The following is a 23,952-nucleotide window of genomic DNA, read 5'->3' as shown; positions in this document are numbered from 1 at the left end:
GGCCGCCACGCAACGACGGTATCGACGGCAGGGCGCCATTGCATGCAAACTAGCGCACCTTTCGCGCGGCCCCGTCGGCGCGCGCTGTACCGAATATCTCTGTTCCACCGACCTCAGCCCGCTGCGACATGAACAAACCCAGCAGTTACAACGCCGCCGAAATCCAGGTGCTCGAAGGCATCGCGCCGATCCAGAAGCGGCCGGACATGTACACGCGGACCGAAAGTCCGAACCACATCGTGCAGGAAATGATCGACAACGCCTGCGACGAGGCGCAGGGCGGTTTTGCCGACCGGCTGGGCGTGATCATGCACGCCGACGGCTCGGTGACGGTGGAGGACAACGGGCGCGGCATTCCGGTGGACATCCATCCGACCAAGGGCGTGCCGGCGATCGAGGTCATCTTCACCATCCCGCACTCGGGCGGCAAGTTCGAAGGCAAGGCCTACCGCATCGCGGGCGGCCTGCACGGCGTCGGCGTCACGGTCACCAACGCGCTGTCGAAGCGGCTGGAGGCGACCGTGAAGCGCGCCGGCCGCGAGTACGCGATTGCCTTCGACCACGGTGTGTCGCAAGGCCTCACCGAAGTCGGCAGTTGCCCGAAAACGCACAACGGCACGCGGGTGCGCGCCTGGCCAGACCCGCGTTACTTCGCCACGGCGAAGATCAAGCGGGTCGATGTCGAGCACCTGCTGCGCGCCCGCAGCGCCATGCTGCCCGGGGTGCGCATCGTGTTCCAGGACGAGGAAAGCGGCGATACGCGCGAGTGGCACTACGCGAACGGGCTGGAAGACTATCTGCGCGAACAGCTGTTCGAGGCGATCGGCGACACGGCGCCCGGCGCACCGCGTCAGGCCGTGTTCGCCGGTGCACGCAGCGCACTGCCCGGCTATGACGCGGGCGAGGGCGCCGAGTGGGCGATCGGCTTCGTCGAAGGCGCGTCGGTGCGCGAATCCTTCGTCAATCTGATTCCGACCCCGGGCGGCGGCATGCACGAATCCGGCATGCGCCAGGCCCTGTTCGAATCGGTGAAGGACTACGCCACGCACCACGGCCTGATGCCGGCCAAGCTGGCGCTGCAGTCGGAAGACGTGTCGCATCACGCCAGCTATGTGCTGAGCGCGCGCGTGCTGGAACCCCGCTTCCAGGGCCAGACCAAGGACAAGCTGAACAACCGCGAGGCGGTGAAGCTGGTGTACGAATCGATCAAGGATGCGCTCGACCGCTGGCTCAACGACCACGCGGCCGAAGCGCAGCGCATTGCCGGGCTGGCCATCCGAAGCGCGCAGTCGCGCGCGCGCGCCGGCAAGGTGGTGGAGAAGCGCGCCGGTTCCGGCGTCACCTTGCTGCCGGGCAAGCTGACCGACGCCACCGGCACGGTGCCGGAGCAGAACGAAATCTTCCTGGTCGAGGGCGATTCGGCCGGCGGCAGCGCCAAGCAGGCACGCGATCGCACCTTCCAGGCGGTGCTGCCGCTGCGCGGCAAGGTGCTGAACACCTTCGAAATCGATGCGTCGGAAATCTTCGCCAACAACGAAGTGCACGACATCGCAGTGGCGCTGGGCATCGACCCGCACAAGCCGGACGCGCCCGACACCGTGCTCGACGGCCTGCGCTACCACAAGGTGATCATCCTGTCGGACGCCGACGTCGATGGCGCCCACATCCAGACGCTGCAGCTCACGCTGTTCCTGCGCCACTTCCCGCGCCTGATCGCACGCGGCCATGTATTCATCGGCCAGCCGCCGCTGTACTGCATCAAGATCGCGCCGACGAAGGCGCGCCCGGCACGCCGGCTGTACGCGCTCGACGAAGCCGAACGCAACAGCATGCTCGAGGGCCTGATCAACGACGGCATCGCCGAAAGCGCGCTGACAGTCAGCCGCTTCAAGGGTCTGGGCGAAATGAACCCGGACGAGCTGAAGGAAACCGCGATGAACCCGGAAACGCGACGGCTGATCCGCATCACGCCGGGCGCCGACGCCGACGTGGTGATGAACACCTTCACCATGCTGATGGGCAAGAAGGAAGCCGAGCGCCGCCGCCGCTGGATGGAACAGGAAGGCGACAGCGTGGTGCCCGATGCGTGATCGGAAACCTGCAGGTTGGGGTGAGCGCAGCGATGCCCAACGTAACCTGCCACGACTTTCACGACGCTGCTGGCATACGGGCGTGTTGGGCATCGCTGCGCTCACCCCAACCTACGAAATGCGCAATGAGTCACTGGAGTTCCTGAATTGAGCGACACCCTGTTCGAACCCGACATCGATGACGTGCCGATCGACGCGCATGCGTCGCAGGCCTATCTGACCTACGCCATGTCGGTCGTCACCTCGCGCGCGCTGCCGGGGCTGGAAGACGGCATGAAGCCGGTGCAGCGGCGCATCCTGTTCGCGATGGATGGCTTCGCGCGCCCCGATGCGGCGCACAAGAAGTCGGCGCGCGTGGTGGGTGACGTCATCGGCAAGTACCACCCGCACGGCGATTCGTCGGTGTATGAAGCCATGGTGCGTCTGGCGCAGCCGTTCACGCTGCGTTACCCGCTGATCGACGGCCAGGGCAATTTCGGTTCGATGGACGGCGACAACGCCGCAGCGATGCGCTACACCGAGTGCCGGCTGACCGCCTTCGCGCGGCACGTGCTGCTGTCGGAACTGAACGCGGGCGTCATCGACTTTCAGCCGAATTACGACGGCACGCAGCAGGAACCGGCGCTGCTGCCGGCGCGCCTGCCGGTGGTGCTGGCCAACGGGGCGTCCGGCATAGCGGTCGGCATGGCGTGCGAAATTCCGCCGCACAACCTGCGCGAGATCGGCGAAGCGACCTGCCGGCTGCTGGTCGATCCGCGCATGCCGGACGACGACCTCATCGACTGCTTCCAGGGGCCGGACTTCCCGAATGGCGCGACGCTGATTTCGTCGCGCGAAAGCGTGGTCGCCGCCTACAAGGAAGGGCGCGGCTCGTTCCGCATGCGCGCCAACTACGAAGTCGAGGCGCTGGCGCGCGGCCAATGGCAGATCGTCGTCACCGCTCTGCCGCCCGGTGTCAGCACCGGCGCCATCCTGACCCGCATCGACGATCTTGCGAACCCCAGGCCCAAGGGCGACAAGAAGAAGATCAGCGATGACCAGGCACGCACGAAAACACTGGCCACCTCGTTGATCGATTCGGTGCGCGACGAATCCGATGCGCGTCATCCGGTGCGTCTGGTGATCGAACCGAAGTCGCGCGCGGTGAGCCAGGAAGACCTGCTGGCCTTCCTGTTCGCCTATACCGACCTCGAATGCAACACCAGCCTGAACCTCACACTGCTCGACACGCGGCGCCGGCCGGGCCAGATCGGCCTGCCGGCGGTGCTGCGCCAGTGGTGCGACTACCGGCTCGCCGCGGTGTCGCGCCGGCTGACCCAGCGCATCGCCGACATCGACGAGCGCATGCACATTCTCGATGGCCGGCTGGCCATCCTGCTCGACATCGACCGCGCGATCGCCATCATCCGTGCCGCCGACGATCCGAAGGCCGACCTGATGGCCGGCTTCGGCATCACCGAGCGGCAGGCCGAGGACGTGCTGGAAATCCGCCTGCGCCAGCTGGCGAAGCTCGAAGCGATCAAGCTGCAGGCGGAGCGCGACGCGCTCGATGCCGAACGCACCGGCCTGCTGGGCATTCTGGGCAGCGACACCGCACTGCGCCGCTTCGTGCGCGACGAGGTGAAGGCCGATGTCGAACGTTTCGGCGACGAGCGGCGCACCCGGGTCAATGCCGACGTGCAGGCGACGCGTTCGCGCGAAGTGCCGCAGATCGACGAGGCGGTCACCGTCATCGTGTCGCGCAGCGGCTTTGGCCGCCTGCGTTCGGGTCACGACGTCGATGAGGCGGCGCTGACCTGGAAGGCCGGTGACGGTCCGCTGGCGGTGCTGAAGTGCCGCACCGTGTGGCCGGTCATCCTGCTCGACGCTGACGGCCGCAGCTACACGATCAAGCCGACCGACCTGCCCAGCGGCAAGGGCGACGGCGTGCCGGTGTCGTCACTCGCCGATCTGGCCGGCAAGAAACTGGTCGCGGTGCTGACCGGCGAGCCCGGCAGCCGCTATCTCGTCGCATCGGACGGCGGCTACGGCTTTGTCTGCACCATCGAAGACATGGTGAGCCGCAATCGGGCCGGCAAGGCCTTCCTGAATACCGATGGCACGCTGGCGCTGCCGCCGCTGCGGCTGCAGCCGGACGACGCCTGGGTCGTGGCAATGGCCGGTGACCGCCTGCTGGTGTTCCCGCTCGATGAAATGAAGACACTGTCCGGCGGCAAGGGCGTGAAGATCATGACGCTGCCCGATGGCGAGTCGCTGGCCATGCTGGATCTGTTCCGCGGCCGGCTGGTGCTGAACGTACCCGGTTCGCGCGGGCGCCCGAAGGCGCTGACACTGGACGAAGCGGCGCTGATGGCCTGGCGCGGCGTGCGCGCCACCAAGGGGAAGAAACTGGGCTGATCACCCCCCGGGCAGGCGCATCAGCGCCTCGCCGGTCCGGATGCGTCGGCCGATGACCGTCAGCGGGTGCAGCGCCAGGGTCGACGGCGCCAGCACGATGATGGTCGAGCCGTGCTGGAACCAGCCCATTTCGTCACCCTTGTGCAGCGTGGCGTCGCAGGCCAGCCGGTGCGGACCGCGATAGCCGGCGTGCAGCAGCAGGTCGAGACAGTGCAGGCGCAGGCTGGCCACCAGGATGGCCGCCACCGGCACCAGCAGCACAGGCGTGCCATCGGCCAGCGCGGTGGTGATCGCCGCACGCTCGTTGCGACAGTACAGCTTGTCCACCCGTGCGAGCGCCGGCGGATTGACGTTCCAGGTGTCGCCCGGAAAGTAGGTGACATGCGATACCCGGCAGTCGTGCGGCGCATGGAAGCGGTGATACATCGACGCCGTGATGCGCACGGTGGCAAAGCAGCCATCGCGAAACTGCGCCGCGAGCGCGCCATCGCCCAGCAGTTCCTCCAGCGTGTAATGAAGGCCCTTGGCCTGCAGCAGCGTGTCGCCATCGATGCGGCCACAGGCCACGACGATGCCGTCGCACGGGCTGACCAGTGTGAGCGGATCGGCATCGACCGGTCGCGCGCCATCGCGCAGCTCGCGTACGAAACAGTCGTGCAGGCTGGTGAAGTGTCTCTTTTTCGCCTCGGACAGATCGACATCACCGAACAGCCGCCACAGCGCGATCGACACATCGCGCACCAGCGGTTGCTCGATCCGGCTGAACCAGCCGGCGAAACGGGTCAGCGCGGCGCGCGGTACGCGGTTGGTCAGCGCGAAGTTCAGCGCGTCACGCAGCCGCCATCTGGCCGGCAGATCGGCGTCATTCATGGTGCCGTAACCTCGCACTGATATTTCGGTGAAGCATGACCGAAGCTCTCCCTTTCTACGTCGCCGGCGCCGCAGCGCTGCTGGCGCTTCTGCCGCGCGTCAAGCGCCGGCTTGAACTGTCGCGCGCCAAACACCGCTCGCTCGCCGGCCACTCCAAGATGTCGCGTCGCGTGGCAAAGCTGCTGCCGTTCTACGAATTCGATGCGGCCGACATGTTCGCGGCAGACGACGCGCCGCCCGCCGTGGTCGAACAGCGCCGCCTCGCCTTCGAACGTCTTGCCGCGCTGTACCGCGCGCGCTACCCGATGACGCGCGCGCTGACGGCAGACGTGCAGCCCATGCTGTCCGACCTGCAATTCACCAGCGCCTACCGCGTTCCGTTCCCGTTCAGCCGCCATGTGCGCGAGCACCTGAAGGCCGGCAGCTTCGTTGCGTCGTCGTCCGGCGTCACGGTGACCGATCTCGACGGCAACGTCGCCTACGACCTGACCGGCTCGTACGGCGTCAATGTGTTCGGCTACGACTTCTACAAGGGCTGCATGGCGCGCGGCAATGCCCAGGTCGAGGCCCTCGGCCCGGTGCTCGGCAGTTTTCATCCGCTGCTGGCCGACAACGTGAAACGGCTGTGCGCGATTTCCGGACTCGATGAAGTGTCCTTCCACATGTCCGGCACCGAGGCGGTCATGCAGGCGGTGCGCCTGGCGCGCTATCACACGCGGCGCAGCCATCTGGTGCGCTTCTGCGGCGCCTACCACGGATGGTGGGGCGATGTGCAGCCGGGCGTCGGCAATCCGGTCGCGGCCGAACACACCTACACGCTGAAGGACATGCATGCCGATACGCTGCACGTGCTGCGCACCCGGCGCGACATTGCCTGCGTGCTGGTGAACCCGCTGCAGGCACTGCACCCGAATGCCGGTGCACCCGGCGACTCGTCGCTGGTCGACGGCGGCCGGCGCGCCCATTTCGATCGTGCCGCCTACGCCGACTGGCTGCGCCAGCTGCGCGAGGTGTGCACGGCGCGCGGCATCGTGCTGATTTTCGACGAGGTGTTCGTCGGCTTCCGGCTCGCACCCGGCGGCGCGCAGGAGTACTTCGGCGTGCGCGCCGACATGGTCACCTACGGCAAGACGCTGGGCGGTGGTTACCCGGTCGGTGTGGTGTGCGGCAAGGCCGCGCTGATGCGCCGCTACCGCGACGACCGGCCGGCCGACATCTGCTTTGCGCGCGGCACCTTCAATTCGCATCCGCACGTGATGGCCGCGATGAACGAATTCCTGCGCGCGCTCGACACACAGCCGATCGCAGCACTGTACGACGGCCTCGATGAACGCTGGAACGCGCGCGCCGAAAAGCTCAATGCACTGCTGGGCGAAGCGGATCTGCCGGTGCGGGTGGTGAACCTGTCGTCGATCTGGACCGTGACCTACCGCGTGCCGTCGCGCTACAACTGGATGCTGCAGTACTACCTGCGGGCCGAAGGTCTGGCGCTGAGCTGGGTCGGCACCGGCCGGCTCATCTTCAGTCTGAATTACGGCGACGCCGAATTCGATGCGGTGTGCGATCGCTTCGTCGCGGCTGCGCACCGCATGCAGGCCGATGGCTGGTGGTGGGTGCCGGAAGGGGCGAGCAACAAGCAGGTCAAGCGCCGCATCCTGCGGGAAATGCTGGCGGAGCGGTTTGCGCGGCGCGGCTGAAGGCATGGCTGAACAACGCAGGGACGAGGGCGGAGCGGCGGATCAGGCGAGTCGTGCTCGCGGAAATCCTCGCTCCGCCCTCGCCGCGAGAACCATTCTTCAGGTTTGCGCCGAATGCTGCGCGTGGCGAGGGTCGATCAATTCGCCGCGCAACAGATAGAGCGGGGCGCGGTAGTACAGCTTCACGTCGTGGAAGGGATCGGTGAGGATCTTGGTCATCCACACCAGGCCGGTCTGAACGTCGCGGATGAAGAACAGATGCACGGTGCGGAACAGCAAACCACCGATGCCCACGGCCAGCCAGATCAGCGAGGTGTTGTGCACGAAGCCGCGCATGTCGGCATGCGGCTCGAGCAGGCCGAACAGCGCCGGATCGACGTACAGCACCACCGGTGACAACGCCCACACCCCCATCAGTACGATCTTGCGTCGCAGGTTGTAGCCGACCTTGATGTCTTCCTTGAATTCGTGGGTTGCCTGATTGACGTGGTCGTAGCCCTTGGGTTCGAAGAAGAAGTGGCCGGACTGGCGCGACACCATGGCGACACCCCAGCTGAGCAGCGCCGCAGCGGCCGGGTCGACGAACAGCATGGCGTAGGCCGCAAGAAAGCTCAGCGCACTGATCAGGTGCAGGCTCTGGTTGATGCGGCTGTGGTGGTAGTAGCGGTGGTCATCCCAGCGCTGGACATGCAGGGCCTTCAGAAATTCGTTCATGTAACGCCTCCGTAGTGTGTGCAGGCTACGAAAGAGGCGTTACATGAAGAATGCAGTTCGTCTACATCTTGGTGACAGGATGCGGTCGTTCAGAAGGCTTCGTCCGCCCGCAGGTAGCGCCATTTGCCGACCGGCAGATCGGCGAGCGGGATGCGGCCGATGCGCACGCGCTTGAGCGCAACCACTTCGAGGCCGACCGCGTCGCACATGCGGCGGATCTGCCGCTTCTTGCCTTCGCGCAGCACGAAACGCATCTGTTCCTCGTTCTGCCAGCTCACCTTGGCCGGCTTGAGCGGCTGGTCGTCCAGTTCGAGGCCGTGATTCAGCAGCGCCAGCGATTCGGCCGGGAAGACTTCGGACAGCGGGCCGTTGCCGAACGACTTCGTGGCCCGCACGCGCACGAGGTATTCCTTTTCTATCGTCGAATCCTCGCCGATCAGCACGCGGGCGACGCGCCCGTCCTGCGTCAGCACCAGCAGACCGTGCGAATCGATGTCCAGCCGGCCGGCCGGCGCCAGCCCGCGCAGATGATTGCGATTGAATGTCTGCCCCGACTTGTCGCCCATCCACTGGTTTTCCGGCACGAACAGCACGCTGGCCGGCTCGTGGCCGTCTTCCGCCTGACCGCTGACGAAACCGACCGGCTTGTGCATCAGCACGGTGACGCGCAGTGCCTGATCGGCGCGCGCCTCCTTGTTCACCTCGACCTTCTGGTGCGACAGCACGCGCTGGCCGAGCACGGCGACTTCGCCATCCACCGTCACCCAGCCGCGCACGATCCAGTCATCCGCTTCGCGACGCGATGCCGCGCCCCGATCGGCCAGCCAGCGCGACACGCGGATGCCGTCCTTCGGGTGGTCGTCGCCGTCTTCGGCCGGCACCGCCTTCACGCGACCTTTCTTGTCCATGTCGCGCTCTTCCCACGGCTTGGCCGGGCGCAGCGGCGCGGCGGCAGGCTTCGCGCTGCGCGGGCGTTCGCCGCCCTCGGAACGTGGCGGCCGGTCGGCAAAGCTGCCACGCGGCGCGCGCTCGCTGCCTTCGGCACGTGGCGGACGGCTGTCGCGCTCGGGGCGCGGCGTCCATGGGCGCTTCTGTGCGTCGTCGGCACCGGGCGCACGGGCAGGGCGCTCGCCACGATCACTGCGTGGCGGCCGGTCGGCAAAGTTGCCGCGCGGCGCGCGCTCGCTGCCTTCGGCGCGCGGCGGACGGCTGTCGCGTTCGGGGCGCGGCGTCCATGGGCGCTTCTGTGCGTCGTCGGCACCGGGCGCACGGGCAGGGCGCTCGCCACGATCACTGCGTGGCGGCCGGTCGGCGAAATTGCCGCGCGGTGCGCGTTCGCCACCCTCGGCGCGCGGCGGACGGCTGTCGCGCTCGGGACGCGGCGTCCATGGGCGCTTTGGGGCGTCGTCGGCACCGGGCGCGCGGACAGGCCGCTCGCCGCGATCGGTGCGCGGCGGGCGATCGGCGAAATTGCCGCGCGGCGCGCGCTCGCCGCCCTCGGCACGCGGCGGACGGCTGTCGCGCTCGGGGCGCGGCGTCCACGGGCGTTTCGGCGCGTCGGCGGCACCGGGGGCACGAGCGGGGCGCTCGCCACGGTCGGTGCGCGGCGGACGATCGGCGAAACTGCCGCGCGGCGCGCGTTCGCCGCCCTCGGCACGCGGCGGACGGCTGTCGCGCTCGGGGCGCGGCGTCCAAGGGCGTTTCGGCGCGTCGGCGGCACCGGGGGCACGAGCGGAGCGCTCGCCACGGTCGGTGCGCGGCGGACGATCGGAAAAATCCTTGCGCGGTGGCCGATCACCCATGTCACGGCGCGGCGCGGCGTCGCGGCCGCGCGGGGTCTTGGCGGCGGGCGCGACCTGGGTCGTATTGCGGCTCAATGTCCGGGACTTGGCGGTGCTGTTGCGCACCGGCTTGCGGGCCGGATCGCGGTCCGAGGCAGTCGGGCTGTCGGATTTGCTCGGCAAACCGAGTTTCGGACGAGTGGTCATCGTGAAGTCAACAATCTGTGGACCGCACAGCATAGCGGGGACTTGAAATGTCGGGGGGAAGTCTCAACCTTCCGCGGTTGTCATTTCTCATCACGGAGTCGCCATGTCGGAAACCGCCACCGCCGCCCAGACCATGAATTTCCAGGCCGAAGTGAAGCAGCTGCTTCACCTGATGATCCATTCCCTGTACAGCAACCGCGACATTTTCCTGCGCGAACTGGTCAGCAATGCGTCGGACGCCTGCGACAAGCTGCGTTTCGAAGCGATCGCGGATCCGGCGCTGCTCGAATCCGATTCCGACCTGAAAATCCGCGTCGCCTTCGACAAGAACGCACGCACCATCACGATCACCGACAACGGCATCGGCATGTCGCGCGACGAGGCGATCTCCCATCTCGGCACGATCGCCCGCAGCGGCACCAAGGAATTCTTCTCCAGCCTGACCGGCGACCAGAAGAAGGACGCCAACCTGATCGGACAGTTCGGCGTCGGCTTCTACTCCGCCTTCATCGTCGCCGACACGGTCACGGTCACCACGCGCCGCGCCGGACTGCCGATCACCGACGGCGTGCGCTGGTCGTGCTCGATGACGGGTGACACGGCGGGCGAGTACACCGTGGAACAGATCGAGCGCGAGGCGCGCGGTACCGAAATCGTGCTGCACCTGCGCGAGGACCAGGACGAACTGCTGTCCGGCTTCAAGCTGCGCCACATCATCCGCGAATACTCCGACCACATCCTGCAACCGGTCGTGATGAAGAAGGAAGAGTGGAAAGACGGCGAACAGATCACGACCGACGAGGACGAAACGGTCAATCAGGCCAATGCGCTGTGGACGCGCTCGAAGTCGGACATCACCGACGAGCAGTACGAAGAGTTCTACAAGCACGTCAGCCACGACTTCCAGGCGCCGCTGGCCTGGTCACATGCGCGGGTCGAAGGGCGGCACGAGTACACGCAGCTGCTGTACATCCCGGCACGCGCGCCCTTCGACATGTGGGACCGCAAGACCAAGCACGGCCTCAAGCTCTACGTGCGCCGCGTGTTCATCATGGACGATGCCGACAAGCTGCTGCCGGGCTATCTGCGCTTCGTGCGCGGCGTGGTCGATTCGGCCGATCTGCCGCTGAACGTGTCGCGCGAAATCCTGCAGGAAGGCCGCGACATCGACACCATCCGCTCCGGTTGCACGAAGAAGATCCTGTCGGTGCTGGAAGATCTGGCCGACAACGAGGATCCGGCGCAGAAGGAGAAATTCACCACCTTCTGGCAGGCCTTCGGCAATGTGTTCAAGGAAGGTGTGGGCGAAGACACGGCCAACCGCGAGCGCATCGCGAAACTGCTGCGCTTCGCCTCCACGCATCTCGATACCGAAGAGCAGTCGGTGTCGCTGGCCGACTACCTGTCGCGCATGAAGGACGGCCAGAGCAAGATCTATTACGTCACCGCCGAGTCGTTCAAGGCGGCAAAGAACAGCCCCCATCTCGAAGTGTTCCGCAAGAAGGGCATCGAAGTGCTGCTGATGCACGAGCAGATCGACGAGTGGGTGGTCGGCAACATGACCGAGTTCGAAGGTCGGCCGATGGTGTCTGTCGCCAAGGGCGGGCTCGATCTGGGCGCCATGGAAGACGAAGCCGAGAAGCAGGCGCGCGAACGCGACGAGGGCGAATTCAAGCCGCTGGTCGAACGCCTCCAGGCCGCGCTGTCCGAACAGGTGAAGGAGGTGCGCATTACGCACCGCCTGACCGATTCGCCAGCCTGCCTGGTGTCGGACGAATTCGAGATCGGCGGCAATCTGGCGCGCATCCTGAAGTCGGCCGGCCGCGACGCACCGGCGTCCAAGCCCACGCTCGAAATCAATCCGCAGCACCCGGTGGTACAGCGGCTGCGCACGGAAGATGCGCACTTCGACGACTGGGCCGCCGTGCTGTTCGATCAGGCCCTGCTGGCGGAGGGCGGCGCACTGGAAGATCCGGCCACCTTCGTGCGCCGGATGAACCAGCTGATGCTGGCGATGAGCGGCGAACGACCGACTGCGTAAGCACGCTGCAGAACGAAAAAGGGCGCTCTCGGAAGCGCCCTTTTTTCTTACTGTCGGCGTCGATCGTCGCAGCGTGTTGAGCGCCCGACGTTCAGCTGCCCGCACCCCCGCAAAGGAATCGCTCGAACTCATCCGGCGCGAGCGGAGGCGCGAACAGATACCCCTGATACCGCAAACAACCATATTCACGCAGGCGGTCGCGTTGCGCGATTGTCTCCACCCCTTCAGCGATCACATCGAGACCCAGGATGCGCCCCATGGTGACGATGGCTTGCACGATAGTTTCGTCGTCCGGATCGATGACGAGATCGCGGACGAAGGCCTGGTCGACCTTGATCTGGTCCAGCGGCAGGCGCTTGAGGCAGGACAGTGAAGAGAATCCGGTGCCGAAGTCATCCAGCGACAGGGAGATGCCCTGCGCCTTGATCTGCTGCATGCGCAGCACGATGTCGTCGATATCCTCGATGAGCAGACTTTCGGTCAGTTCGAGCTTGAGACGGGCCGGATCAGCACCGGTGCGGGCGATGATGGCCGCCAGTTCCTTGACGAAGTCGTTCTGGTTGAACTGGCGCGCGCTGACATTCACCGCCACGGTCAGATGTCGCGTGGTCTCGGAAGCGGACCATTTGCGAATCTGACGACAGGCAGATTCAAGTACCCAGCGCCCGAGCGGCCTGATCAGATCAGTTGCCTCGGCCAGCGGAATGAAGACGCCGGGCAGCACCATGCCTCGAACCGGATGCTGCCAGCGCAAAAGTGCTTCGGCGCCGATTACACGTCCGGAATCGTCCAGTTGCGGTTGATAGAATGCGTGCAGTTGCCCGTCTCTCACGGCATTGCGCAAATCCGCTTCAAGCGCGCTGCGCTCATCGAGCGCAGTCTGCATGGCCGGGTCGAAGAAGCGCAGTGCGTTACGGCCCGAGCTCTTGGCTTCGTACATGGCGAGATCGGCATGCTTGAGCAGCGTATCGACCGGCATGTCGTGGTTGCGGAACATTGAAATTCCGATGCTGCTGGTGCAGTGGAAGTCACCGCCGTGCAAGGCATAAGGCTGCGCGAGTGCTTCGCGGATCTTTTCTCCGACCAGCCGGGTATGCGCGGCGGCTTCGTGCGCATCAGTGCTCAGATTGAGCAGCATCACCACGAATTCATCACCGCCCAGCCGCGCCACGGTGTCCCCTTCGCGCACCTGTTCCTGAATGCGCTGTGCCGCCTCAAGCAGCAACTGATCGCCCACATCGTGGCCGCGCGTGTCGTTCAGTGTCTTGAAATTGTCCAGATCCAGAAAAAGCACGGCGCCGAAAGTGTTGCTGCGTGCGCTGCCTGCCATGGCCTGGGCGATGCGGTCGAGCAGCAGGCGCCGGTTCGGCAGATGGGTGAGTGCGTCGAAGTAGGCAAGACGATGGATCTCCGCTTCCGCCTCCAGGTGGCGCGTGATGTCCGAGAAGGCGCCGACGTAATGCGATGTGCATCCGTCCGGGCCGCTGACCGCCGAGATGGTGAGCCATTCGGCAAACAGTTCGCCGTTCTTGCTCCGGTTCCACAGCTTGCCCTGCCAGTAGCCGCCATCTTCCAGCGCTTCCCACATCTCGCGGTAGAAGTCCTTGCTCTGACGGCCTGAATTGAGCAGGGCCGGTGTGTGGCCGATCGCCTCTTCCGCGCTGTAGCCGGTCAGTTGTGTGAACGCACGGTTGACCCGGATGATTACCCCGTTCGGGTCGGTCACCATCATGCCTTCCTGCGATTCGAACGCGATCGCCGCAATGCGGCGCTCTTCTTCGTTGCGCTGACGGCGCGCGGTGATGTCGCTGATGGCCACCCGCAATGTCTGCATCGATGCATCGTCTCCGCTGCTGCGCAGACAATCGAGACTGGCGTCGAAAAAAGTGCCATCGCCCCGCTGCAGGGTCAGCTCGCAGGTCGAGCTGCTGTCCTGCCTGAGCGCCTGCATGAAATATCGATGCCAGAAGTCGCGGTCCTCGGGAACGATGAAGCGTGCGAAGCGCCGCTGCAGCAGCTTGCTGCGTTCTTCTCCCAGCAGGTTCGCGCCGGTCAGGTTGATGGCGCTGATCTGGTCGCTGCGGGTCAGCGTGATGTAGCCGATCGGCGCCAGTTCGTAGAGGTCTAGGTAACGGTCGCGCGACTCTTCCAGCGCGATCTGGGCCTGGACGAGGGCCTCGTTCTGCATTTCGAGCTCGAGCTGGTGCACCTGAAGTTCGTACAGCAGTTCGTCCGCAGGGCGTGGGTGCCCGTCCGCAGCGCGTGCGCTCGGGTGATCAAGCCTTGCTTCCGCGGCGATTCGAAGACCCGCTGGAGCGTAGTCCCGTTGTTTTCCTCTCATCGGCAACGGCCTCTCCGGGTGAAGCGCGCGATTGTCCGGACGCGCTTGGGTCTTCGCCTCATCTACTCCTTAGGTAGTATCGCTCGCAGCCGGCCACGCCGCGTCGCCGCAAAGCAAAAAAAGGTGACGCGCTTCCGCAGGCCGGCAGAGGCTCAATCGTCGGCAGACGGGATCGTCAGAGGGCCCGTCTCCATCGCCAGCAATATGAGCGGCTTCTGGCCGCTTTCACCGACGATGCGACGCGCGTTGAGCGTCATGCGGCAGCGCACGCCGGCAGAGGTTTCAAATTCCATTGCAAAGTCGTTCATGCTCTCGTCGCGCGGCAGAAGGTTTTCCAGCAGTTCGCGCAGCGCTGGCACATTCCACTGACCTTTGCCCCGGTCTTTGCTCCGGCCTTTGCTCCGCTCCATGCCCAGTTCGTAGAGCGATCGTCCCACGGTGTCGTCCGGGTCGGTATCGAAGTACCGGTAAAAAGAGCGGCTCGCCGACACCACCCGCATGTCGGCGTCGAGCACGACCAGCGGCTCGCGCACCGTATCAACGATGCTTTCGGCCAGCTGACGGGCCTTGTGTTCAGCGGCTTCGGCCTCGATGCGCCGGCTGATGTCGTTGAAGGTCAGCACCACGCCTTCGATCACGTTGTCCAGCGTGCGATAGGGCTGGATCCGTGCGAGATAGCTGGCACCGGCAAGCGTGCGTACTTCGCGCTCGAACGGCACCAGCGTGTCGAGCACGCTCTGCGCCGCGCCGCCGAGCTCTTCGGTCAGATCCGATTTGATGTCGCCGAGGGAACGCCCGACATCCGTTGCGACCAGCCGGTAGATGCGTGCCGCCTCCCGCGTATAGCGGCGAATCGCCAGGTGCTGGTCGAGAAAGACGGTGCCGACATTGATGTTGTCGAGCACGTTCTTCATGTCGTCCTGCATGCTCGCCAGCTGTTCGATCTTGGCCTGCAGTTCGGTATTGACGGAAATCAGCTCCTCGTTGACCGACTGCAGTTCTTCCTTGGACGTTTCGAGTTCTTCATTGGTCGACTGCAGTTCTTCATTGGTCGACTGCAGTTCTTCGTTGGCAGACTTCAGCTCCTCGTTCGAGGCCTGCTGCTCTTCTATCGTCGCCTGCAGGTTTTCCCGCGTGTAGGCGAGGTCGCGTTCAAGTTCGCCGATGCGCTGCATTTCCGGTGAGCCCTCCTTCTGCAGCTTGCGCCGGCGCTTCTGCGGAGCCGGTTCATTCACGTCCTCGAAGCTCACGAGCAACAGATTCTGGCCGCTTTCCGGGCCCGGTAGCGGGCGCACGCTGAGTTTCACCTTCGGCGCATCACTGCCGTCGGGACCAATAGACGCCTCCCGGCCCAGCATCGCCTGACCCTGTGCAACCGCGGCATTCAGCGCGGCGCGCAGTTCGACCTGCAGCCCTTCGCGTGCCATGTCGACCACGTTCAGAGACGCCTGCCCCGGCGCCGGCCGCAGATACCTGCCGGTTTCGCCATGCACGAAAAGGATGTTGCCCTTCAGGTCGGTCACCACCGAGGCCGGGGCGTAGGACTGCAGCAGCACGCGCCGCGTGAAGTCCGAAAAGTTCGCTGCCTTGACCACCTTTGTCGTCGCTCCGGCTTCCTTGCTGCCGCTTTCGGCCGCCGCCGCCGGGTGGTCGCTCAGCATGAGCCGCATCGGCAGCACCGAATGCACTGCCCGATAGAATTTCCACTTCCGGTTGATCGCCGAAAAAAGCTCCGGGTGGTTGCCGGTGCTTTCCGATGGCGACAGGAAGAGCACGCCACCGGGTTTCAGGGCGTAATGAAAGGTGCTGATCAGCCGATTCTGCAGCTCCGGCTCGAGATAGATCATCAGGTTGCGGCAACTGAGCATGTCCAGCCGGGTGAAGGGCGGATCCTTGATCGCATTCTGAGCCGCGAACACGACCATTTCCCGGATCGCCTTCTTCACCCGGAATCCGATCTCTTCTTTGCTGAAGAAGCGGCGCAGCCGCTCCGGCGTGATGTCGGGCGTGATGTTCGGCGGATACAGCCCGGCGCGGGCCAGCGCGATCGCATCGTCGTCCAGATCCGTGCCGTAGAGCTGGACCTTCAGCTCCTGATGCGTGTCGTCCATGAATTCGCGCAGCACCATGGCGATGGAGTACACCTCCTCGCCGGTCGAGCAGCCGGCCACCCAGATGCGGATTACGTAGTCCTCCGGCTTTCCGGCGAACAGCAGCGGCAGGATGTCCTGCTTCAGAACGTCGAACGCTCCGGGGTCGCGGAAGAAGCTGGTGACGTTGATGAGCAGTTCCTTGAACAGCGCCTGCGTCTCTTCGGGATGTTCCTTCATGTAACGCGCATACAGCTCGATGTCATCAAGGTCGTGCTGCGCCATGCGCCGCTCGATGCGACGGCCTATCGTGCTTTTCTTGTAGAGGGAGAAGTCGTGCCCGGTGGCCGTGCGCAGCAGGCTCAGCAGGCGATCGATGCCTCCCTTGCGCACGGGTTCTGCAAGGGGCTGAGTGGCCTCGGCACGTACCTGGGCGGGTTCGGGCAGCTTCGGCAGATTGGCAAGCAGCAGCGGCGGCATTTTTTCGACCGGCAGCACATGCATCGCGTAACCGGACTGAATGGCGCTGAGCGGCATGCCTTCGTATCGGGCGCTCGCCGGCTCCTGCGCCAGCGTGATGCCGCCAGCGCCGAGGATGGCACGCAGGCCCTGAGTACCGTCGGTGCCCGTGCCTGACAGGATGATGCCGACCGCGCGTTCGCCCTGATCTTCGGCCAGCGACCGGAAGAAGGCGTCGATCGGCATGCGCTGCCCGCGCGGTGCGTCAGGCAGCGACAGCAGCAGCGTGCCGTTCGCGATCGTCATGTCGCGGTTGGGCGGAGCGACGTAGAGCGTGTCGGCCATGACGACCATGCCGTCCTGTGCCTCGACGACGCGAAGACCGGTGTAGCGCTGCAGTATTTCCGTCAGCATGCTGGCGTGGCTGGGGTCGAGATGCGCGACCAGCACGAAGGCGAGGCCGCGGGCCGCAGGCATGCTCCGGAAGAAGGCCTCGTAGGCGTCGAGCCCGCCGGCCGAGCCACCCAGCGCAACGATGGTACGCGGCAAAGATGCAGCGATATCGGCGGATGCTTCAGGGACCGGCTGCGCGGCCTTGCCCGAGTGGCGCCGCGGCGTGCTGCTGTTCTTCTTTTCGGTCATCGTCGTTCCATCACCGCGTTTCGAGGCCCTGGCGGGCTGTTACGCTTGGTAATGTAGCCGGGTGACGACCGTTTTGTTCAGTCCGATCCGTTGAATTTTCCGGTCGCCCGGTGGGCCGGCGCTTCCCCGCTTGCCGGGTCAGATGCGGAAGGCGCTGGCGGCTTCCTGCAGCGCCTGCGCCGAACTGGCCAGCTCGTCGCCCTGACGCGCCGTATCCTCCGCGCCGTGCGCGTTCTGCTGCGACAGGTTGAACAGCAATTCGGTGTTGCGGACGATTTCCGCGACCGAAGTCGTCTGTGCGCCGAGGCTGCTGGAAATCGTCCCCGACTTGCCGGACAGGGACTGCAGCTGCTGCAGGATGGCCTCGAATTCGCTCACCGCCCTGGCGGTATCCTGCATCGCGCCTTCGACTTCTTCACTCGAACCGCGCACCAGCGTGATGGTTTCTTCCGCGTCGTCGCGGATGCGCACCACCAGTTCGCTGATGTCGTTCGACGAGGCCTGGCTGCGCTGCGCCAGCTTGCGAACTTCGTCGGCCACCACCGCAAAGCCGCGTCCCTGTTCGCCGGCACGTGCGGCCTCGATGGCCGCATTGAGTGCCAGCAGATTGGTCTGGTCCGACAGCTCCTTGATCAGTTCGTTGATGCGGTTGATGGCGCGTGAATCATCGACCAGCCGTTCGATCACGGCGAGCGAGTCGGCCATCTTGCCGGACGCCGCGTGCACGCTGCCCAGCGCACCTTCGAGAGTCCGCTTGCCGACCTGCGACGCGGCCCCCGCAGCTTGCGACAGATCGCTCGCTTCGCGCGACAGCGATTCCACATCCTGGATCTTGCCGCTCATCTGCTCGATCGCACTGCCGACCGCGCGGATCGAATCGAGCTGACGCGTGACCGTTTCACGTGCTTCGCCCGACGCCTGCGACAGTTCCACTGCGGAGCCGGTAAGCGTGGTCGACAGCGCCTGCAGGCGCTCGACCAGCTGCTTTACGGCCTTGCGTGCCGCGTTGTATTCGTAGCCGAGCCAGGCGAAGTCGTCCTTGCCGTCGAGACTGATGCGGTGATCGAGCTGTCCCTTGGCCAGCGCGTGCAGGCCGCCGACGATGATTTCCGCCCGCGCGCCGTAGAAGCGGCCGATGAAGTGACCGGTCAGCGCGCCGCCCGCCAGCAGCAGCAGAGACACGCCGATCTGCAGCGGCCAGTTGCCACCCCCCGAAACCATGTTGAATGCGACGCAGCAGATCAGCGCAGACGACGCGCCGAACAGCGTGAACGCCTTTTTCACGCTCAAGTTCTTAAGCATGTCTCCCCCCGCACGAAGACATGGCGAACGATGGCCCGCGCAACTGTCCCGAACTTCTGATTACGGAAGATCGGCAGGTCAGCTTGAGCTCGGCCCTGCGAAATGGCCATCGCGGCCCGGCATGGGCGAAAAAAATCCGCGGGCGGACACGCCGCGCGCGGACAAGGGGAATGTCCTGCCGCAAGACTCAGTCGCTGCTGCTCATGAAGCCGAACAGCTGCAGCAGGGATGTGAAGAGGTTGAAGATGGACACGAACAGCCCGGTCGTCGCCATCACGTAGTTCGTCTCGCCGCCGCGCACGATGCGCTGGGTTTCGAAGGCGATCATGCCGGCCATCAGCAGCACCACTGCAGCGGACACGGTCAGCGACAGCGCGGGCATCTGGAAGAAGATCGCACCCAGACCGGCCAGTATCGCCACCACCATGCCGATGAACAGGAAGCCGCCCATGCCGCTGAGGTCGCGCTTCGTGACACTGGCCCACGTCGACATCGCCAGGAACACGCCAGCCGTGGCACCGAGCGCCATCGTCACGATCTGGCCGCCGCCGGGCAGCGCGACGACCGACGACAGCAGCGGGCCGATGGTGTAACCCATGAAGCCGGTCAGGGCGAACGTCAGCAGCACGCCGACTCCGCTGTCGCGGAAGCGGCTGATGGCGAACAGCAGTCCGAAGAAACCGGCCAGCGTCAGCAGGATGCCCGGCGCCGGCCACGCCATCGCCGCAGACGTACCGGCGATCAGCGCGCTGAAAGCCAGATTGAGGCCAAGCAGCATGTAGGTATTGCGCAGCACCTTGCGCGGCGCATCGGCCAGCGTCGAGCCGACCTCTTCATAGGGCAGCGTCGTGATATCGGCGCCGCGTTTCGATCTCAGTTCCATATATGCATCTCCTGTGAATTCAGACCGCTTCAAAGTCGTGGTCGGGCGCCGCCATCGTGGTGGCCTGACGGGCGCGCCGCATGGTGCGCACCACACGCTGACTCGCCCGGGCGAGCGCGGTATCGATCGCCTTGCGCCAGTTGCGTCCGGTGGCGGACACCACGACCGGACGGGCGCCGGTCAGCCGCAGTTCCACCTGCACGTGCTTGTCTTCGCCACCTTTCGGCCCATTCAGATCGGACAGGCTGACCCGCGCCTTCGGTATCCGCCAGGCGAGACGCCGCAGCACCACGCGCAGCCGGTTTTCGGCCACGCTGCGCAGGGCACTTGATTCGGCACTTCGTGATTCGACGATGACTTGCATGACAGTCCTCCTTTGGATGAACGAGCGCTTACCTTACGCCTGGAGAAACTTCATTTAAATGTACATTTGTAGTATCTTTACTTCGTATTTTTAGAACCATGGAGTACCTGTGCTCAACTACCGTCACCTGTATTACTTCTGGGTCGCGACGAAGGAGGGCGGCATCGCGCGCGCGGCCGAGCGACTCGACATGGCGGTGCAGACCGTCAGCACACAGATCCACACGCTGGAAGCGGCGCTCGGCCATGCGCTGTTCAAGCCATCCGGCCGCAGCGTCGAGCTGACCGCCGCGGGCGTCGCTGCGCTGCGCTACGCCGAACAGATCTTCCAGCTGGGCGAACAGCTGCCGCTCGCCGTGCGCGAAGCGGCGTCATCGCAGGGGGTGCGCCTGTCGGTCGGCATTTCCGACGGCCTGCCGAAGCCGGTGGCGCGCCATCTGCTCCTGCCCGCCACCGATACGGAAGGCCTGCATCTGCTGTGCAGCGAAGGTGAGTTCGACGACCTGCTGGCCGATCTCGCACTGCACCGGCTGGATGTGGTGCTGGCTGACCGCCCGGCGCCGGTCAATCCGAATCTGAAGGTGTACAGCCATGCGCTCGGCGAGGCCGCGCTGATGTGGTACGCCTCGCCCGCGCTGCGCGCTGCGTCCGACGCGGCCTTTCCGGCCTGTCTCGACCAGATGCCGCTGCTGCTGCCGAGCCGCCACGCCGCGGTGCGCGCCCGCATCGACGACTGGTTCGACCGCAAGAACCTGCGCCCGCGCGTGGCGGGCGAATTCGAAGACAGCGCATTGCTGGCCACCTTCGGCGAAAGCGGTCTGGGTGCGTTTCCGGCGACCGAGTGGTCGCACGACGAGCTCACCGGCCAGCGCGGCCTGCAGCTGCTCGGTCGCTGCGACGAAGTGGTCGAGCACTTCTACGCCATCTCCGCAGAGCGCCGCGTGCAGCATCCGCTGGTGCAGAAGGTGCTCGGCCAGTAGCACTCCCGATCGGTCATCCGGCGGCGATGCTGGGCTGTGGGCCTGGGCTGTGGGCCTGGGCTGTGGGCCTGGGCTGTGGGCCTGGGCTGTGGGCCTGGGCTGTGGGAGCGGCGGCCTCGCCGCGATACTCACTCTGCAAGGCGATCATCACTGCACTGATCGCGGCGAGGCCGCCGCTCCCACAGCCGCTGCTCCCACAACCGCCGCTCTTACAGCCGCAACTCCCACAGTGGCCGCTCGCACAAAAACGGCGCGCAAGGGTCCCGCCGTGTTCCACCGCGCGCCTCGAATGAACCGACGCCGCGATCCGTTCAGTGCTGGCGCCCGTCCGGCGCACTGGCCGGCTGGACGCCGACAATCCATCCCTCTACCGGGTCGATCTGCAGCGGCAGCCCGTAGCCGGCATCGCGCCGCGTCCAGGCCCAGGCCGCTTCGACCAGGCACAGCACGCAGTCGAGCAGGTCGCCGGTGCCGTCGGTGGCCATCGCATCGGGCAGCGCGGCGTCGTCACAACGCAGGGCCACGCCGAGCGGATGGGCACCGCGCAGCAGCGCCTCGATGATGAGCATGCGGTTGGCCAGTCTTGCCTGCGTCTGGCCGACGGCCGATTCGCTCTTGTACGACGCCGGCACGATGCTGCGCGCCAGCCAGCCCGGGTAAGCCTCCAGCGCCACGCGTGATCCGTCTCCGCCATGCATGCCGGGCAGATGCACGCCGGCGTCGAGCAGACGGCGCGCACCTTCCTGAAACATCCAGCCGACCGGCGGATTGACGAATTTCATCGGGCTGTGGGAGCCGGCGGGTCGGTCGGTCGCGCGATGGGTGTATTTCTGCCCGACCGGCCGCGGCGCCCGTTCGGCATCGGCCAAGGCCTTGAATTCATTGCGGGAAAGTTGTGACACCGCACGCACCATACCCGCCCAGTGGGTCGGCCAGCCATGTTCCAGCACCGATTCGCGCGGCAGGCCGAACGGAAAATCGAACGCGCCCAGCCACGGACCTGGCCGCATCAGGAAAGCTTCGAAGGCGCTCCAGGCGGGCAGTCGTTCGATCGATTCGAGGATCAGGACGCCGTCGTCTGCAACGTGCCCGCGGGCAACAGTGACCGGTTTGCGTGACGACGGGGAAGAGGTGAAATCGATGCCGTACAGGGTGCTCATGGCGCAAAGGTAGCCCATCGCGCCGGCTCAGCCAACCCGGTGTCAGCCTGACTTGACACCTTGCGCAGCCGTGGGGGACCCGATCAGCGCGCGCAGCGCATCGATCGTATCCGCCTCTGCGGCCGGCTTGTCCAGTCGCCGCCTCAGCATGCGCGGGAAGCGTACGGCGATGCCGGACTTGTGGCGCGGCGAAGGCTGTATGCCCTCGAAACCCAGTTCGAACACCAGTTCGGGCGTGACCGAACAGACCGGGCCGAAGCGTTCGATCGTGTGGCTGCGGATGTAGGCGTCGACTTCGCGCATTTCGGCGTCCGACAGGCCGGAATACGCCTTGGCGAACGGCACCAGCGCGCGCGTGCCGTCGGCCGCGACCGACCAGACCGCGAAGGTGTAATCGCTGTACAGCCCTGCGCGTCGGCCGTGGCCGCGCTGGGCGTAGATCAGCACGGCGTCGATCGTGTAGGGGTCGATCTTCCATTTCCACCACTGGCCACGCGGGTCGAGCTTGGTGCGGCCGATGCCGTAAGGCGCGTCGGCGCGCTTGAGCATCAGGCCCTCGACGCCGTGCTCGCGGGCGCAATCGCGCTCGGCGGCCAGCGTGGGCCAGTCACCGCGCAACAGCGGCGACTGGCGCAGCACCGGCGTTGCCCTGCCGGCCAGCAGACCTTCAAGCCGCGCGCGCCGGATCGACTGCGGCTGCGCGCGCAGGTCAGCATCGTCGCATTCGATGAGGTCGTACGCCATGAATACCGCCGGCACGTCGTCGAGCAGGCGCCGCGTGAGCCGCTTGCGGGTGATTCGGGTCTGCAGCTGCGCGAATGGCAGCGGTGCGTCGGCGCGCCAGGCGAGCACTTCGCCGTCGAGCACGCAGCCGTCGGGCAGCGCAGCAGCAGCTTCGATCAGCTCCGGAAAGCGCTCGCTGATCAGCTCTTCGCCACGCGACCACAGCGCGACTGCGCCGGCACGGCGCACCAGCTGGGCGCGGATGCCGTCCCATTTCCACTCTGCCATCCAGTCGGCGGCATCGCCCAGCGCGTCGCCGGGGCTCGTCTGCAGCGGATGGGCGAGGAAGAAGGGGTAGGGCTGCATGCCGATTTCGTCGTCGCCGGCGGGTGCGACCAGCGCGACAAAGCGCGCCGCACCCATGCCGGTGCGCGCCGGGTCGGCCGCCAGATAGCCGATCAGACGCTGTGCGACAAGTTCGGCCGGCACCTGTGCAAACGCCGCCAGCGCCCGTGTGACCAGCAGGCGCGACACGCCGACGCGCAGCGCGCCGGTAATCAGCTTGTTGAACAGGAAGCGCTCGCCGCTGCCCAGCACCTGCCAGGCGTCGTTCAAGAGGTCGGGCTTTTCGTCGGGGGGTGAGGCGCGCAACGCACCCAGCACGCCGACCCAGTGGTGCAGCGGAAGGTCGGTGACGGCTCGCGGTGGCGGCAGGATGAGCGCCAGCGTTTCCGCCAGATCGCCGACCGCCTCGTAGCATTCGTCGAACAACCAGTCCGGCATACCGGCGGCTCGCGCGCCGGTTTCGCGCAGCACGCGCGTGCCCACCGCCTGACGCGGCTTGCCGCCGGCCAGGAAGTACACCGCCCACGCGGCGTCTTCCGCCGGCACCTGCGCGAAATAGTCCTGCATCGCCTGCACGCGATGGCGGGTCGAGGTGCTGCTGTCGAGCGACAGGTAAAGGGCGGCGAATCGCTGCATCGGGCCATCGTAACCGGGGGACGCCGCTTTGATGGCGCACCGGTGCAGCGGTTCGGCCACTTCGACCCGCAGTGCCGCACCATCCCGCCGCTGCGCGCGCAGTTCGACCGCGAGGCCCTGCGCGCCGCGCTCGCCGACGGGCACAGCGGGATCGTTGGGCATCGCTATGCTCACCCCAACCTACTGGGCAGCAAGTCAATTGGGGTGGGCGCAGCAACAGTCGCTCAGTCA

At 65.9% G+C, this 23,952-nt stretch carries 15 protein-coding genes; 5 read left to right on the top strand and 10 right to left on the bottom strand.

Annotated elements, in window-relative coordinates:
• Positions 1-128: 128 nt before the first annotated feature.
• Both BSY238_RS17605 and parC read left to right on the top strand, forming a co-directional pair.
• On the top strand, positions 129-2,090 hold the full coding sequence (locus BSY238_RS17605) for a DNA topoisomerase IV subunit B (RefSeq protein WP_069040291.1): 1,962 nt from the start codon (positions 129-131) through the stop codon (positions 2,088-2,090).
• A gap of 147 nt (positions 2,091-2,237) precedes the next feature.
• On the top strand, positions 2,238-4,487 hold the full coding sequence (gene parC, locus BSY238_RS17600) for a DNA topoisomerase IV subunit A (protein WP_069040290.1): 2,250 nt from the start codon (positions 2,238-2,240) through the stop codon (positions 4,485-4,487).
• On the opposite strand, the gene asd is transcribed toward parC, so the two are convergent.
• Complete coding sequence (asd, locus tag BSY238_RS17595; RefSeq protein WP_069040289.1) at positions 4,488-5,357, bottom strand: archaetidylserine decarboxylase; 870 nt, start codon at positions 5,355-5,357, stop codon at positions 4,488-4,490.
• 35 nt (positions 5,358-5,392) lie between these two features.
• Here asd and BSY238_RS17590 point away from each other — a divergent pair, with 35 nt between their 5' ends.
• A complete protein-coding gene (locus tag BSY238_RS17590) occupies positions 5,393-7,054 on the top strand; it encodes an aminotransferase class III-fold pyridoxal phosphate-dependent enzyme (RefSeq protein WP_069040288.1) in 1,662 nt (553 codons plus the stop codon).
• Between the two features lie 99 nt (positions 7,055-7,153).
• Here BSY238_RS17590 and BSY238_RS17585 read toward each other — a convergent pair whose 3' ends face one another.
• Both BSY238_RS17585 and BSY238_RS18210 read right to left on the bottom strand, forming a co-directional pair.
• Entirely contained in the window at positions 7,154-7,768 is a 615-nt protein-coding gene (locus tag BSY238_RS17585; RefSeq protein WP_069040287.1) for a hypothetical protein, read from the bottom strand.
• A gap of 89 nt (positions 7,769-7,857) precedes the next feature.
• Positions 7,858-9,756, bottom strand: coding sequence for a pseudouridine synthase (locus BSY238_RS18210; RefSeq protein WP_223300202.1), 1,899 nt, complete (start codon positions 9,754-9,756; stop codon positions 7,858-7,860).
• A 103-nt stretch (positions 9,757-9,859) separates the two neighbouring features.
• Between BSY238_RS18210 and htpG the strand changes: the two genes are divergently transcribed.
• Positions 9,860-11,797, top strand: coding sequence for a molecular chaperone HtpG (gene htpG, locus BSY238_RS17575; RefSeq protein WP_069040286.1), 1,938 nt, complete (start codon positions 9,860-9,862; stop codon positions 11,795-11,797).
• Between the two features lie 91 nt (positions 11,798-11,888).
• On the opposite strand, the gene BSY238_RS17570 is transcribed toward htpG, so the two are convergent.
• From BSY238_RS17570 to BSY238_RS17550, 5 genes are all read right to left on the bottom strand, one after another.
• Complete coding sequence (locus BSY238_RS17570) at positions 11,889-14,006, bottom strand: putative bifunctional diguanylate cyclase/phosphodiesterase (RefSeq protein ID WP_069040285.1); 2,118 nt, start codon at positions 14,004-14,006, stop codon at positions 11,889-11,891.
• Between the two features lie 284 nt (positions 14,007-14,290).
• A complete protein-coding gene (locus BSY238_RS17565) occupies positions 14,291-17,329 on the bottom strand; it encodes a chemotaxis protein CheB (RefSeq protein WP_069040284.1) in 3,039 nt (1,012 codons plus the stop codon).
• A gap of 138 nt (positions 17,330-17,467) precedes the next feature.
• Positions 17,468-18,613, bottom strand: a complete 1,146-nt coding sequence (locus BSY238_RS17560) for a methyl-accepting chemotaxis protein (RefSeq protein WP_223300201.1) — start codon at positions 18,611-18,613, stop codon at positions 17,468-17,470.
• 205 nt (positions 18,614-18,818) lie between these two features.
• Positions 18,819-19,514 carry a Bax inhibitor-1/YccA family protein gene (locus BSY238_RS17555; RefSeq protein WP_069040282.1) on the bottom strand — a complete coding sequence of 232 codons (696 nt, stop codon included), beginning with the start codon at positions 19,512-19,514 and terminating at the stop codon, positions 18,819-18,821.
• A gap of 19 nt (positions 19,515-19,533) precedes the next feature.
• Positions 19,534-19,878 carry an HPF/RaiA family ribosome-associated protein gene (locus tag BSY238_RS17550; protein ID WP_069040281.1) on the bottom strand — a complete coding sequence of 115 codons (345 nt, stop codon included), beginning with the start codon at positions 19,876-19,878 and terminating at the stop codon, positions 19,534-19,536.
• A 109-nt stretch (positions 19,879-19,987) separates the two neighbouring features.
• Between BSY238_RS17550 and BSY238_RS17545 the strand changes: the two genes are divergently transcribed.
• Positions 19,988-20,857, top strand: coding sequence for a LysR family transcriptional regulator (locus BSY238_RS17545; protein ID WP_069040280.1), 870 nt, complete (start codon positions 19,988-19,990; stop codon positions 20,855-20,857).
• Positions 20,858-21,168: 311 nt separating this feature from the next.
• Here the strand turns inward: BSY238_RS17545 and BSY238_RS17540 are convergent, their stop codons facing one another.
• Both BSY238_RS17540 and BSY238_RS17535 read right to left on the bottom strand, forming a co-directional pair.
• Positions 21,169-22,017 (bottom strand): DUF429 domain-containing protein, encoded by an 849-nt coding sequence (locus BSY238_RS17540; RefSeq protein WP_069040279.1) that lies wholly within the window; start codon positions 22,015-22,017, stop codon positions 21,169-21,171.
• A gap of 42 nt (positions 22,018-22,059) precedes the next feature.
• Positions 22,060-23,883: an ATP-dependent DNA ligase gene (locus tag BSY238_RS17535; RefSeq protein ID WP_335625440.1), complete on the bottom strand. Its 1,824-nt coding sequence runs from the start codon at positions 23,881-23,883 to the stop codon at positions 22,060-22,062.
• Positions 23,884-23,952 lie beyond the last annotated feature (69 nt).

It is taken from the genome of Methyloversatilis sp. RAC08, assembly GCF_001713355.1.
In the GTDB taxonomy this organism is placed as follows: Bacteria; Pseudomonadota; Gammaproteobacteria; order Burkholderiales; family Rhodocyclaceae; genus Methyloversatilis.
Note: the sequence above shows the minus strand (reverse complement) of the source record. Positions and strands in the feature narration are given on the sequence as shown.